This is a genomic window from bacterium (assembly GCA_026416715.1).
In the GTDB taxonomy this organism is placed as follows: Bacteria; UBP4; UBA4092; order JAOAEQ01; family JAOAEQ01; genus JAOAEQ01.
Window position 1 is genome coordinate 1 of record JAOAEQ010000038.1, and the last position, 13,303, is coordinate 13,303.

The following is a 13,303-nucleotide window of genomic DNA, read 5'->3' on the forward strand; positions in this document are numbered from 1 at the left end:
AGATGTGTATAAGAGACAGCTGCTACTCCGACCGTAGCCGCAACCAATGATGCGACCTATGTCCGTTGCGTGAACGTTGTCGGTACCGGTACAAATACGAAACTTGTTACAGTAGCACAGTTGGAAGAACGGGTACGGATTTTTGGCACGACAGATGGCGTTTCGTTTGATGAATGGGAACGGTTCGATGCACCGGGTGCAATACACGATGCGTTACCAGCGAATTTGGCGGTTGATACCATTTATACCGCTCGAGCGTTTGCTGGTACTTCGCCAGCGAATACGCGTCGTTGGGTTAAAAGTGGTGGAATGTGGAGTGAAGATGCAACCTGGCCGGGGTCTCCTTGGGTGATGACACTCTCGTTACATCAGCCGACAAATACTCTCTACGGAATTGTTTGGGATATGGCGCAAGGGGTACCGCCGGTAACTGAAGGGATTCGGGCTTGGAATGCGACAACCGGAGTCCAAATCGATTCGTTAAATATCGGAGAAAGTGGTTCTTCTACTCGCGGATGTTTTATTTCGAACATTCAGGAAGGGAATACGGTAGATGTAGCTCCTGATTCCGCTAATGTTACTGTCGGACAGACAAAACAGCTTTTTGCCACAGCGAATTTAGCACGAAAACTCTATTTTACGGTTTGCGGTGGAGTAGGGTATGGCCGAATAGATTTAGGAGCGAATGTAACCGGACCGGTTTGGTCGAGTAATAATTACGCAGTAGCCACTGTAGATGCAACCGGATTGGTTACGGCGATTTCTGTTGGCGTTTGCACAGTTTCTGCTACCTATACTCGCGATGGAGTTCCGTTTACTGATTCTGCAGTGATAACCGTGGTCGCGACTTCTGCGCCGTTAGTGCGTGATGCGGGAGTACCTGCGAAAGTTCATCGCGTTGAACCCGTCGGTGAATTAACCGCACCGCGAGCGATTCGGACTTGGGAATTGTTTCATTAATCTGTAAAAAGTATTCCTGCATTATAACAGCCCCTTATATTAATAAGTATTATAAGGGGCTGTTTTTTTGTCTGCGTTTTTGCTTGAAAAAGTAATAATCCATCATCTTCCTTCTTGACAATTCTTACCTTATAGTTATACACTAATCGACAGAAAGAAATAGCGAAAGAACGGAGAAACAGGAGAACCGACAAGCTATGGTTTAAGCTATCCATCGAGTTCGATGATTTCAGGTTTCTAGGTTATTCAATGTTACGAGAGAAAGGGGGTTAGATAATATTATGCAAAAAAAGATAATGATATTGTTCGTTGGGTTGGTAGTAGGAGGGATAATGGCATTACCTGCCGATGCGGTCATCACGTTGGATTGGTCAGTTACCACTGGCAGTATTGCGCAATCAGGGAACATGCGGCAACCGGCATATAATCCGATTACGGGACACATGCTCCAGATTCAGTCAGATACAACCATCTGGATACTCAATGCGGAGAATGGCGCGGTACTCGGTCAATTACCACGTCCGGTGAATGGATACGGCGGTGCACCGTCACCGTATGGGATTGCGGTAGATGCGAATGGTGTGATTTATGCGGTAGATGATTTCTGGGGAACCGGTCCGGGCGGAGGAAATGCGCGAATTCTCCGTTGGGCGAATGAAACGAGCACGCCGACGAATGCTGGCAGTTGTGGATTGACGCAAGTTCGGTCATTACGTCTTATCGGAACCGGGGTGAATACGAAACTTTCGTTTCCGAATACGAGCTATCCGTCAGCGCGGATTTTTACGACTACCAACGGAACGACATTTACGCTAGCGGAAGAAATTTATCATAACGAAGCGACCCACGATGCCGTGCTCAGTCCGGATGGGAACGTGTTATGGATAGCGACAGCTTCCGGCAGTGGCTATACCCGACGGTTTGTTAAATCTACTACCGGAACCTGGAGCGAAGATACGCTGTTTCTTAAATCGAATTGGATTAGCAGTCTAGCGTATTCAACGCGCGGGAAACTCTACGGCGCTTATTGGAACACGACCCCAGGCGTAGTTGATGGAATTCGGGTTTGGGATGCGACTTCCGGTCAATTACTCGAGCAATACGATTTAGGGGATACGAACGAAGATGCGCGTGGTGGATATATTTCGGTGTATAACGCGCCGAATCCGCTTGATGATAAATTATACTTTGCGTTTGCTGGCGGGCTTGGCTACGGACGATTTAGTATCCCATCGACGCCGATTCTAACCGTTAGTCCTCCGTCTGCGGTATTAACCGTTGGGCAGAAGAAAAAATTCTCGTTTAGCGGCGTACCTGGTCCTGTAACCTGGAGTAGTAGCAATCTTTCCATCGGGACTGCGGATAATCTCGGGTATTTCTATGCGTTATCCACAGGCAATTGTCAGATGATAGCGACGTATGCTTGGGGTACCGAAATGGTGAGCGGGTTTGCGGCGGTAACCGTGAATCCCGCTAGCGCAATGCTCATTCCGGAAGCGGAAGCGACGATTAGCAAGAACGCAATGGTTACCCTCAACGTACCGGAAGTGCCAGCGAATCTAGCTTGGCGTAAACTTGAATTTGCTGAGATAAAAGATTAGATGCGGTAGCGGCTTGATGTATCAACCATTCGGTTAGATTCAATCGAAGAGCGGGGTTAACCACTCCTGGGCGACGTTACATATGAAGTCGCCCAGTTTTTTTTCTTCTGCAAATTCGAGTAGAATATATCGACAACAACAACAGGTATCGTATGCGGAATCAAGCGCAATATTGGGATACGATTCTCGACCCGAGAAATCTATCCGATAAGCGAGATCTCCTAACTCAATTCGAGTTGGAAACAGAACGAGCGTTTTATCAGACACCGGCGCAACAGTATGCGTACCAGCTGATGGGCGAGGTGCAGGGGAAGAAAATCCTAGAACTCGGCGGTGGACTTGGCGTGAATGCGGTGATCCTAGCGTGCGCTGGCGCGAAGGTAACTGTCATAGATATTTCCGAGAAACGAGTTGAATGGATGCAGCGGTTAGTGGCGCAAACGCAGTTGCAGTCGCAGGTTCAGGTTATTCGGATGTCGGCGGAAGAATTAGCGTTTCCGGCGAATCGTTTTGATATCGTGTATTCGAATGCGGTGTTAATTCACGTTGATAAACAGAAGACCGCAAGAGAAGTTCGTCGCGTGTTAACTCCGGGTGGGAAAGCGATTTTTGTTGAACCGCTGAAGTACCATCCGTTGGTGAATCTGTATCGGTTTACGGTAGCGCCGAAAATCTGGCGGGAAATCGCGCAGTATTTTTCGTTTCAGGATATAGAAACGTTAGGGAAATTGTTCCGTGAGTATACGCATCGTGAGTTTTATCTCGTATCCTTTTTCGCATTCTACTGGGAATTCGGGAAACGCAATCTCCCGCGATTTCAGAAAAGTTTAGCTCGCTGGCAGAAGGTAGATAGCCAGATTCTGCGAATATTTCCCTTTCTCAACAAACTATGCTGGTTCACGGTTTTCTGCGGGACGAAATGAAAACGCCATCACCCGCTCACCGTTCACCGTTCAGGTCGCACCGGATTAACTGAAACGAATGCAAACAAGGTCGGTTTTTTACTTTGTGTCCGCAGAGGTTTTTTCGTAGCGTTCTTTGCGAGAACGATTATGCTTCCAACTTTCCATCGCGCGCTAACGCAATATAGGTTTCTGCAAACGGGTCTCGGTTCAGGAGCACTTCACCGGCTGCTAGCAAGCTCATCAGACGTTTATCGAGCGGGTCGAGAATTGCCGCATCTAATCCGGCAGCCATACACATCAAAAGAAATGCGGTATTCAGCAATTTCCGGTTCGGCAGCCCGAACGAAACGTTACTCAACCCGCAAATGATATGCGAGTTCGGGAACTGCGATTTGAACAACCGGATAGTTTCAAGCACCAGAAGACCGGATTCCGGCGATGCGCTAATCGGGCGAACTAACGGGTCGAAATAAACATCTTCCGGCGGAACTCCGGCATCGAACAGTTTTTTGGATAACGTGGTAGCTTTTTCGAGTTGTTTTTCTGGCGTCTCTTGAATCCCGTCGTCGTCCATACATAGCGCGATAACCGACGTTTTATATTTAAGAACTAACGGCAGCATCGAGTTGAACCGGTTCGTTTCCCCGCTGATAGAGTTGATTAACGCTTTTCCTTGGTGAACCGATACTGCGCGTTCGGTTGCGGTTGCATTCGGGCTATCGATACATAACGGTTTATCTACCACCGCTTGCACGGTTTTAACCAGCCATTCTAACGCCGCTGGTTCGTCTTCAAGTAAAGTTCCGGCATTAACATCGATGTAGTGTGCGCCGGCATCTGCTTGGTCTTTAGCGGTCTGCTGGATGAACGCAGTATCGCGATTCCGCACCGCCGGTTCAATCGTTTTCCGGCTGGTATTAATTCGTTCGCCAACGATGATCATAGGTTCCTCCTCGAAGGTAAGCTGAATAAATGAACTACTATTTTTACCGTAATATAGCTTTGTTTGTCAAGAACAATTGCGAATAGCGTTAGCTTGCGCTATTTTGGAACACATCCACGACTCGAGTTTATCCATAATCAGTCGTGGGGTTTCAGCGATACGCATCCGTTTATGGTTATCGAGCGCTAGTTTGATTCCGAAGAACGATTCCTGCGCTAGCTGGATTCGATGCAGCGCTTTATCGATCGTCGGCCAAGCGTTTTCCAGCAGAATAGCTTGCGCGTTAATTGCGGTATAAATCGGCCAGATTTTACTCCACGGTTCCGCATCAATATCCACTGGGGTTTCGAGCAGTTGCCGAACGAATGCTCGATTTTCCAGCACCGAGTCAAATTCTGCTACCGCTTGGCATAAGCGGAATAAATCGACGGCGATTTGTTTCGGTAAGACCATTAATAAATCGCAAAGCAATCGCAGTTCAGCGATATCTGCTTCCGTATACACATACCGACTGCGTTTAATATTCGAATTCAGTCGTACCGGACGGATAATTCCCTCTTTAATCCATACTTTCAATTTTTTCTCGGTTAGTTCAAAATAGCCGAGGAATTGGAGTTTTTCAACCACTTCGTTCACGAAATAGAGTTTCGGTTGAACTTCTGGCATATCCGTTACCTCCAAGAAAATTTTTTGTATATATAATCATATATCAAAAAGTTCTACATTGTCAAGTAAAAAATGCAAAATTAAATCCATTTTATTATTGACAAATACTATAAATTATGCTATTATTTCTGCCGAAATTATCCAAATTATATTTAGAATAATTATTCTACAATTGGCTGGAAGCGGGGTTGAACCCGAATTGAACCGGTCAATTCGGGTTCCGCTCCGTTTCACCTTAAGGTTCCCTGCAACGTTAGGTCACGGTTCGAATCCGTTCGGATTCAATTTCAGCGCAACCTGAATTACCGTTGCCTAAAGTCAAAGAGAACATGCTGAGGATATCCATGATGAATGGTATTCACATTATGCACGATATCAATCGATTCGAAGCGGAGTTCGTTCGGCAGATTGAAGCTGGCTATACGCCGCTCGATGCGTTGCACCGAACCTTCGTTTCGCTCGGTAACCAATATCTCCTGCAGGTTGACCGCATCGGCGTATCCGGATTTCCGCTAGGCGCACGGGAAGTGCGTGGAAAGTTCGGCGATAAAATTTTTGCGGTTCGTCAGGGAACGCAGTATGTCAAAGACTACAAGAAACCATCGAATCCGCGAACGGCTCGCCAACAAGCGAACCGGAATAAATGGAAAACGATAGCGCAATCCTGGAAGAATGTCTCCGATGCGGAAAAAACGGAATATAACCGTCGCGCTACCGGACAACGGTTCAGCGGATTTAATCTTTATGTTCGAGAACAATATCGACAGTAATCACCAACCATCAACGAAAAACCTACCGAAAAAACCGAAGTTCAAACTGCAGGGCGCAACCGCGAATTCCGAATATTTCGTTCGATATCCACAGAAGGTCTACGACATGATTCTGATGAGCAATCTTCCGGTTCAGGCGAAAGAAATCCTTGATGTAGTTGCCCGATTTACCTACGGTTTTGGGATAAAAAGCAGTTATTTCCCGTGGGTTTCAATCCAACCGTTTGTTAGCGGACATAAATCCAAGGTTAATCGCATCATCAAAGGATTGATTAACGCAAGAATATTAATAGGTGGACCGATTCAATCAAAATATAATAAGAATATCGGCGGGTGGGAATTAGCCATCAACGGTAATACCGATGAGTGGGATGTCAGTCGCGATAATGATAAACTCGATAATCACCGCAAATTACAGAAAATCTCCGCTGGATTGAAAGCAATGAATAAATCGCATGTAAAGCAATATCCACAGAACGATATACCAAAACAGCCCGAATTTGAAATTTCTGACTGTGAATTTGCTGCAGCCCCAGATGAGCAAATGACCCAGAACTCGGAAACCTGGTGCATAACTTAACCCAGCTTTTCGTATGAACGATTGATTTTTTTATCGTTATCTGAAACGATAGATATTAATAATAGAGAAAGATAAGGAAGAGATAGTATCTATCCCTTGAGGGGAAAATTTATTAACACCAATAAAATCAATTAGTTAAACCCTAAAACTACCTGGAAAACCTAGGGTATATTCACACCCAGCTCGGTTACCATCAGGGGAAAAGCAAAACCTTTCGTCAATAGGAATTTACCCATTAATAAACCGATACTTGGTAGGTTACGGCGCTGATTCCTCTAATTGGGTTAAAATAGTCGCAACGTCAGTTACCCAAGCGAACCCAAACGCTAAATTGAGCAGACTCGCGAGATGCATCTCTTCGGAGATACTCCCGGTACCGTCAGCGAGAAAGAATACCCGATAATCGCGATAGTAGGCATCACGCGCCGTAGATTCACAACACATGTTTGTCATTATTCCGGTAATAACAATATCTTCTATTTTGAGACAGCGTAATACGGTTTCTAAATCGGTATTGTAAAACGCTGAATACCGATGCTTGAAGACCACCTTTTCGTGAGCGGTCGGAGATAGTTCCGGATGGATTTCGCTTTCCGGGCTTCCTTCAAGGCACATCCCTTTCCACCACCACCCCATTATTCCGGCATCAAGCTGGTCTGGATGGTGAACGTGTCGCGTGAAAATTACCGGCCGATTCGCTGTTCGGAACGCGTGAATGAGCTTTTTTAAGTTTGAGAGGATTGCGAGTCCACCGCAGGTATAGGTCGGTGAATTCGGGTCAAGGAAGAAAAGTTGCATATCAATCACCAGGAGAGCGGATTTCTCCTTGTTCAGTTGCATTCTGTGGGTATTGAACGCAGCAATATGTTCTAACCACAGGTTCGTTTTAGCGGAAATGGTTTCTTGCGTGACGTAGGGTTCCATAGGATTCTCGCTCCGAAAATTGGTATTCGTGGTATTCGATTTTTTCGCCATTATTCTTCTTCATGAATGGTATCGTAAAACGCAAGGTAGTTCTTGTTATCTTTCCCATCGAGAAACTCCATCGCTGACCGCGGATGGAGATTCATCTGCCCAGTCAGCATATAGGGAATATCGTATCCCCAGGTAACTTTTTCGCGTAACGGAACGACGTATTCCTGCAAACATTTTATCACCGGCCGAAGTCGGAATTTAGGATTTTTTAAGAACCCTAATAATAACTCTAACGGACAATTACCGGCACCGCGCCCTAATCCGTCTAATGTCGCATCGAGATAACTCGCACCTAAAATCAGTGCTTCGATAGTGTTCGCATACGCAAGTAACTGATTGTTGTGCGTGTGGATTCCGACTTTCTTCCCAGCTTGTTCTGCATACGTGAGATACTTGCGCATTAACGCATGGATTTCTTCGGAATATAATGCACCGTAGCTATCCACCAGATAAATGACATCAACCTCGGTCTGGCATAGAATCGTTAACGCTTCGTCTAACTCATTTTCTTGCACCACGGATACCGCCATCAGATTGACCGTGGTTTCGTAACCTTTCTCGTGTGCATCTTTAATCATATCGACTGCGGTGGGAATCTGATGGATATACGTGGCGATCCGAATCATATCCAAAACGCTCTGTTCTTTCGGTAGGATATCTTCGTGGTAGTCGGTTTTCCCGACATCTGCCATTGCCGAAAGTTTTAATGCGGTTTTATTCTCGCCAACTATCCGGCGAATATCATCTTCATCGCAAAACTTCCAGCAGCCGAATTCCGTCGGTGAATATATTTTCTTCGACCCTTTATACCCTATTTCCATATAATCAACGCCAGCTTCGATGCAGGTCTGATACACCGCACGAACGAAATCATCTTCGAAACAAGCGTTGTTCATGAGCCCGCCGTCGCGAATCGTGCAATCGAGCACTTTGATATCTGGCCGATAGGTTAGCCACGTTCCTTTCTTTTCCGACCAACGAGGTTGGATTTCTTTTTTTGCCATTGTGGTTTCCCTCCATATTTTTTATTGCACGGAAAAATATCTGGTTAATTGCGGTGAGTTCGTTCGCTGAGAACACCGAAACCCGTTAGATATTTTAGTTGGTTATTGTAACGGATATAGCATTTTTCGTCAAGAGGGACGACATCTACACGAGGTTGCGCAACGGTAACCCGCGAAAAAATAGAGCGGGTATATTGAACTGGTAAAATTTGTCGGTTCCAGATATCGAACCATTTGACAAAAATTAGGATTACCAATTATAATAAATAACTTAATAGATTATTAGGATTTATACGGTGGGATAGTTAAAAAAACCGTGGAATCCGATTTAATCTAAGGAATCATTTTTCATTCATGAAAGGAGTATATAGTTATGGCAGTGAAAGTTGCAATCAATGGGTTTGGTCGAATCGGTCGGCAAGTGATTCGACGCGCAGTTGAAACGAACGTTACGGAACTCGATTTCGTTGCGGTGAATGATATCACCGATGCGAAAACGCTTGCGCATCTGCTAAAATATGATTCTAACTACGGAATATTTGATGCGGAGATTAAAGCGACGGACTCGAGTATTCTGATTAACGGGAAAGAACTAAAAGTGCTGGCGATGAAAGACCCGAAGCAGCTTCCGTGGAAAGATTTAGGCGTCGAATTCGTCCTCGAATCAACGGGATTATTCACCGATGCAAAAGGCGACCCAGCAAAAGGGAAACCCGGTGCTGCGGTGCATCTGGAAGTCGGAGCGAAAAAAGTAGTTATATCAGCGCCGGCGAAAAATGAAGATATCACTATCGTACTCGGAGTGAACGAAGATAAATATGACCCGACCAAACACCATATCATCTCGAACGCTTCGTGTACCACTAACTGTCTAGCGCCGTTTGCGAAAGTTCTACACGACCATTTTGTGATTAAAAAAGCGTTAATGACGACAATCCATGCTTACACGAACGACCAGCGGATATTAGACCTCCCGCATAAAGATTTACGGCGCGCCCGTGCCGCCGCGTTATCAATGATTCCGACAACCACTGGCGCCGCAAAAGCGGTCGCGTTGGTTATGCCGGAATTGAAAGGAAAATTTGACGGGTTTGCGATGCGTGTTCCGACCCCAACGGTATCGGTAGTCGATTTAGTCGCTGAAGTAGAAAAATCAACCACAGTTGAGGAAGTCAATACCGCGTTCAAATCCGCGGCTGCCGGCCCGTTGAAAGGTATTCTTGAAGTTAGTGAATTGCCGTTAGTCTCCATTGATTTCAAAAAGAACCCAGCTTCATCAATAGTCGATTTACCTTCAACGATGGTCAATAACGGAACGTTGGTTAAAGTTATTTCGTGGTATGATAACGAATGGGGTTACGCTTGCCGAGTAGTTGATTTGTTGAAACTGATGGCAAAGAAACAATAACAATAGAAAATAACCAAAAACATAACCGCAAAGACGCAAAGAATTGTATGCGATGTCCCTAACGATAATACCAACCTTCTTTGCGTCTTTTGCTAAACGGCGCATTCGTTGCGGTTCGGTTTTATCTTAATCTTTTTATGCGTAAACCGATTGTAGCAGGAAATTGGAAAATGAATGAAACCATCCGGGAAGCACAAGAACTCGCTACCGGATTAGCGAAAGAAATCGGGCATCTAACCAATATCGATATGGTACTTTGTCCGCCGTATACGGCGTTGTTTGCGGTGCGCGAAGCTATCCACGGAACGAATATCAAACTCGGAGCGCAAGATGTGTTCTGGGAACCGGTCAACGGCGAGTTTACCGGCGAAATATCGCCGGCAATGCTGGTAGATGCTGGTTGTCAGTATGTCATCATTGGCCATTCAGAACGGCGTGGAACGAAATATGAACCCACGACACCGGCGTATCGCTTATTCCAAGAGAAAAATGAAAGTGTAAATCTGAAAGTTAAATCTGCGTTAAACTCGGGTTTGGTTCCGATCGTATGCGTTGGTGAAACGTTGGAAGAACGGAATCAAGGGATAACCGAAAAAGTTGTTGCAGACCACGTTCTGAATGGGTTGCTGGGACTGACCCCTGAAGAGTTAAAAAAGACCGTTATTGCCTACGAACCGGTCTGGGCGATTGGTAAAGGGAAAACGCCGGCAACTCCGCAGCAAGCTGCGGAAGTCCATCAGTTTATCCGCGCGTTATTGAACACCCAGTTTGGCGCTGAAGTAGCAGCATCTATCCGCATCCAATACGGCGGTAGTCTGAATGAGAAAAATGTCGCTGATTTGTTGCCGATACCGGATATTGACGGCGGGTTAGTCGGTGGTGCGTCACTGAAAGTCGATGCGTTCAGTTTCTTAGTTAAAAAAGCAGCTGAAATTAAGAACTATTGTTGAGCATATAGATTATTTAGACAGAATTTATTAAATAAAATAAATAGATAGATACGTTACTCCATATAAAAATAAAAAGTAAAATTTCTTCGGGAAATTAGACCGCAAGAAAAAGGAGGAGATTTAAAGTGAGACTCGGAGTATTAACCGGCGGTGGCGATTGTCCGGGATTGAACCCAGCGATTCGCGGTGTAGTGATGCGAGCGCTCGATTATCACGATGAAGTTATCGGATTCCGCGAAGGTTGGGCAGGAATTATTAAAGGAGACGCTATTCCGCTAACCTTGGAAGATGTAGAAGAAATTATCGGGAAAGGTGGAACAATTCTCGGGAGTTCGCGCACGAATCCGTATAAGAAAGATAAAGAAACCGGGAAAGACCGGGTCGCTGAGGTTATTGCGACCTTTAAAAAATTTGAACTAGATGCGTTAATTGGTATCGGCGGCGATGATACACTCGGGGTCGCAAGTAAACTCTATTCCCAAGAAGGGCTACCATGCGTTGGAGTTCCGAAAACGATGGATAATGATTTATATTGTACCGATTTCACGTTCGGGTTTGATACCTCGGTAACGCTAGCGGTGGATGCGGTTGAACGATTACGCGATACCGCAAAATCGCATCGACGAGCGATGGTGCTTGAAGTTATGGGTCGACATGCAGGGTGGGTAGCGCTATATACTGCAATTGCTGGCGGTGCAGATTGGGTGTTATTACCTGAACAGAATGACCGCATCGAAAAAGAACTGGAAGATATGTTAGCGCATCTACAAGAAATCAGAAAACGTGGGAAACGATACGCTATCGTGGTCGTCTCTGAAGGAGTAGAACTCCCGAAAAAAACTGAAACAGAAGAAGAATTAGATGAATTCGGACATATGCTACTGAAAGAGCGCGGAATCGCGGATGCGGTCGCTAACTATATTAAAGATAATACTGGTTGGGATACTCGAACTGCGGTTATTGGGCATATGCAGCGAGGCGGGCCGCCGACGTTGTTCGACCGAATGCTCGGAACACGGGTTGGCGCAAAAGCCGTTGACCTTGTGCATGAAAAGAAATTCGGACAAATGGCAGCACTGGTCGGGAACGAAATCGTTGGTGTCGATTTGAAAGAAGCGGTTGGAAAACAAAAGTTGGTTACCGAAGATTGGATTAAATTCGCTAAAATATTTTTTAAATGATTCCACTGGTTCTAAAGACGATTGCCCAAGTTTTCACTCTGGGTAATCGAGATTTTCAATCTGTGTAATCAATATCTATGGAGTAAAATATGGCTAACGTTCATTATCGCGAGCTTGGTCTCGTTAATACGAAAAAAATGTTTCAAATGGCAATGAAAGGTGGATACGCTATCCCGGCATATAATTTTAATAATATGGAACAGTTGCAGGCGATAGTTCGTGGATGTATCGAAAGTGAATCACCGTTTATCCTGCAGGTATCTAGCGGTGCGCGGAAATATGCTGACCAAACTTTGCTGAAATATCTCGCCCAAGGAGCAACCGCGATGATTAAAGCGTCCGGAAAACAGATTCCAATGGTGCTCCATCTCGACCACGGTGATACCTTTGAACTCTGTAAATCCTGCGTAGATAGCGGGTTCTCTTCGGTTATGATCGATGGGTCGAAACTACCGTATGAACAGAATGTAGCATTAACCAAACAGGTGGTAGATTATGCGCATCAGTTTGATGTTTCGGTTGAAGGAGAACTTGGCGTTCTCGCGGGAATAGAAGATGAAGTCAGTGCTGAAAAATCGCATTATACGAATCCGGATGATGTACAGGATTTCGTAAGTAAAACTGGCGTAGATAGTCTTGCGATATCCATCGGGACATCGCATGGTGCATATAAGTTCAAAGTTAAACCAGGTCAACCATTACCACCGTTACGGTTCGATATTTTGGAAGAAATCGAGAAACGGATTCCCGGATTCCCGATCGTACTCCATGGCGCATCGTCCGTTCTTCCGGAATATGTTGAAATGATTAACAAATATGGCGGAAAACTAGAAAATGCGGTCGGTGTGCCGGAAGACCAACTCCGGCGCGCAGCGAAATCCGCCGTGTGCAAAATTAATATTGATACTGACGGCCGGTTAGTGGTGACTGCGGTTATCCGGAAAATATTTGCTGAGCAACCGAGTGAATTTGACCCAAGAAAATATCTTGGTCCAGCACGGGATGAACTGCAGAAACTGATTGTTCGCAAGAATAAAGAAGTGCTCGGGAGCGCTGGGAAAGCCGCCGAGTGTTTATAAAATATAAAATAGAAAAATAGCTTTTTTATAAAAGCCTCGGTAGAACAATAGTTCTATCGGGGCTTTTTTATTTCAAAGGATACAACGCTTTGTTTCTAATTGTTTTTGTGGGAAATTGATTACATATAACAAAATCTCCTTTGTGTGCTGGGCAAGAACTGCGGAACCGCAATGCTGGTTGTTTGCCACCAGAACCCAGAGATTTCCACACAGGGATTGACAAAATTTATCTTTTATGCTATATGTGGTAACAACGGAAATACACTGGGGTTACCCTGTGT

At 45.3% G+C, this 13,303-nt stretch carries 13 protein-coding genes; 9 read left to right on the top strand and 4 right to left on the bottom strand.

Annotated features, from left to right (window positions below; all coding sequences use genetic code 11):
• Positions 1-69: 69 nt before the first annotated feature.
• The 3 genes from N3A72_12045 (at position 70) to N3A72_12055 (ending at position 3,484) form a co-directional block, all read left to right on the top strand.
• Positions 70-960 carry an Ig-like domain-containing protein gene (locus tag N3A72_12045; GenBank protein ID MCX7920306.1) on the top strand — a complete coding sequence of 297 codons (891 nt, stop codon included), beginning with the start codon at positions 70-72 and terminating at the stop codon, positions 958-960.
• Between the two features lie 281 nt (positions 961-1,241).
• Positions 1,242-2,561, top strand: a complete 1,320-nt coding sequence (locus N3A72_12050) for a hypothetical protein (protein MCX7920307.1) — start codon at positions 1,242-1,244, stop codon at positions 2,559-2,561.
• Positions 2,562-2,713: 152 nt separating this feature from the next.
• Positions 2,714-3,484, top strand: coding sequence for a class I SAM-dependent methyltransferase (locus N3A72_12055; GenBank protein MCX7920308.1), 771 nt, complete (start codon positions 2,714-2,716; stop codon positions 3,482-3,484).
• Between the two features lie 127 nt (positions 3,485-3,611).
• Here N3A72_12055 and N3A72_12060 read toward each other — a convergent pair whose 3' ends face one another.
• A complete protein-coding gene (locus N3A72_12060) occupies positions 3,612-4,409 on the bottom strand; it encodes a methyltetrahydrofolate cobalamin methyltransferase (GenBank protein MCX7920309.1) in 798 nt (265 codons plus the stop codon).
• Positions 4,410-4,475: 66 nt separating this feature from the next.
• The gene (locus tag N3A72_12065) at positions 4,476-5,075 is read right to left on the bottom strand and encodes a helix-turn-helix domain-containing protein (GenBank protein ID MCX7920310.1); all 600 of its coding nucleotides are present in this window, start codon (positions 5,073-5,075) and stop codon (positions 4,476-4,478) included.
• Between the two features lie 344 nt (positions 5,076-5,419).
• Between N3A72_12065 and N3A72_12070 the strand changes: the two genes are divergently transcribed.
• The gene (locus tag N3A72_12070; GenBank protein MCX7920311.1) at positions 5,420-5,845 is read left to right on the top strand and encodes a hypothetical protein; all 426 of its coding nucleotides are present in this window, start codon (positions 5,420-5,422) and stop codon (positions 5,843-5,845) included.
• Positions 5,820-6,425 (top strand): replication protein, encoded by a 606-nt coding sequence (locus tag N3A72_12075; GenBank protein MCX7920312.1) that lies wholly within the window; start codon positions 5,820-5,822, stop codon positions 6,423-6,425. Before N3A72_12070 ends, N3A72_12075 begins: the two co-directional genes overlap by 26 nt.
• A 258-nt stretch (positions 6,426-6,683) precedes the next feature.
• On the opposite strand, the gene N3A72_12080 is transcribed toward N3A72_12075, so the two are convergent.
• Positions 6,684-7,349: a cysteine hydrolase gene (locus N3A72_12080; GenBank protein ID MCX7920313.1), complete on the bottom strand. Its 666-nt coding sequence runs from the start codon at positions 7,347-7,349 to the stop codon at positions 6,684-6,686.
• 50 nt (positions 7,350-7,399) lie between these two features.
• On the bottom strand, positions 7,400-8,404 hold the full coding sequence (locus tag N3A72_12085) for an aldolase catalytic domain-containing protein (protein ID MCX7920314.1): 1,005 nt from the start codon (positions 8,402-8,404) through the stop codon (positions 7,400-7,402).
• A gap of 373 nt (positions 8,405-8,777) precedes the next feature.
• Here N3A72_12085 and gap point away from each other — a divergent pair, with 373 nt between their 5' ends.
• From gap to N3A72_12105, 4 genes are all read left to right on the top strand, one after another.
• Positions 8,778-9,812, top strand: a complete 1,035-nt coding sequence (gap, locus tag N3A72_12090) for a type I glyceraldehyde-3-phosphate dehydrogenase (GenBank protein MCX7920315.1) — start codon at positions 8,778-8,780, stop codon at positions 9,810-9,812.
• 137 nt (positions 9,813-9,949) lie between these two features.
• Complete coding sequence (gene tpiA / locus N3A72_12095; GenBank protein ID MCX7920316.1) at positions 9,950-10,762, top strand: triose-phosphate isomerase; 813 nt, start codon at positions 9,950-9,952, stop codon at positions 10,760-10,762.
• 125 nt (positions 10,763-10,887) lie between these two features.
• A complete protein-coding gene (locus N3A72_12100; protein ID MCX7920317.1) occupies positions 10,888-11,943 on the top strand; it encodes a 6-phosphofructokinase in 1,056 nt (351 codons plus the stop codon).
• 89 nt (positions 11,944-12,032) lie between these two features.
• Entirely contained in the window at positions 12,033-13,022 is a 990-nt protein-coding gene (locus tag N3A72_12105; protein MCX7920318.1) for a class II fructose-1,6-bisphosphate aldolase, read from the top strand.
• Positions 13,023-13,303 lie beyond the last annotated feature (281 nt).

Excerpts from the sequence above, each read along its gene's own strand:
- N3A72_12060 (MCX7920309.1), bottom strand. The coding sequence starts at position 4,409 with ATGATCATCGTTGGCGAACGAATTAATACCAGCCGGAAAACGATTGAA.
- N3A72_12055 (MCX7920308.1), top strand. The coding sequence starts at position 2,714 with ATGCGGAATCAAGCGCAATATTGGGATACGATTCTCGACCCGAGAAAT.
- N3A72_12105 (MCX7920318.1), top strand. The coding sequence starts at position 12,033 with ATGGCTAACGTTCATTATCGCGAGCTTGGTCTCGTTAATACGAAAAAA.
- tpiA (MCX7920316.1), top strand. The coding sequence starts at position 9,950 with ATGCGTAAACCGATTGTAGCAGGAAATTGGAAAATGAATGAAACCATC.
- N3A72_12080 (MCX7920313.1), bottom strand. The coding sequence starts at position 7,349 with ATGGAACCCTACGTCACGCAAGAAACCATTTCCGCTAAAACGAACCTG.
- N3A72_12075 (MCX7920312.1), top strand. The coding sequence starts at position 5,820 with ATGTTCGAGAACAATATCGACAGTAATCACCAACCATCAACGAAAAAC.
- N3A72_12070 (MCX7920311.1), top strand. The coding sequence starts at position 5,420 with ATGATGAATGGTATTCACATTATGCACGATATCAATCGATTCGAAGCG.
- N3A72_12065 (MCX7920310.1), bottom strand. The coding sequence starts at position 5,075 with ATGCCAGAAGTTCAACCGAAACTCTATTTCGTGAACGAAGTGGTTGAA.
- gap (MCX7920315.1), top strand. The coding sequence starts at position 8,778 with ATGGCAGTGAAAGTTGCAATCAATGGGTTTGGTCGAATCGGTCGGCAA.
- N3A72_12085 (MCX7920314.1), bottom strand. The coding sequence starts at position 8,404 with ATGGCAAAAAAAGAAATCCAACCTCGTTGGTCGGAAAAGAAAGGAACG.
- N3A72_12050 (MCX7920307.1), top strand. The coding sequence starts at position 1,242 with ATGCAAAAAAAGATAATGATATTGTTCGTTGGGTTGGTAGTAGGAGGG.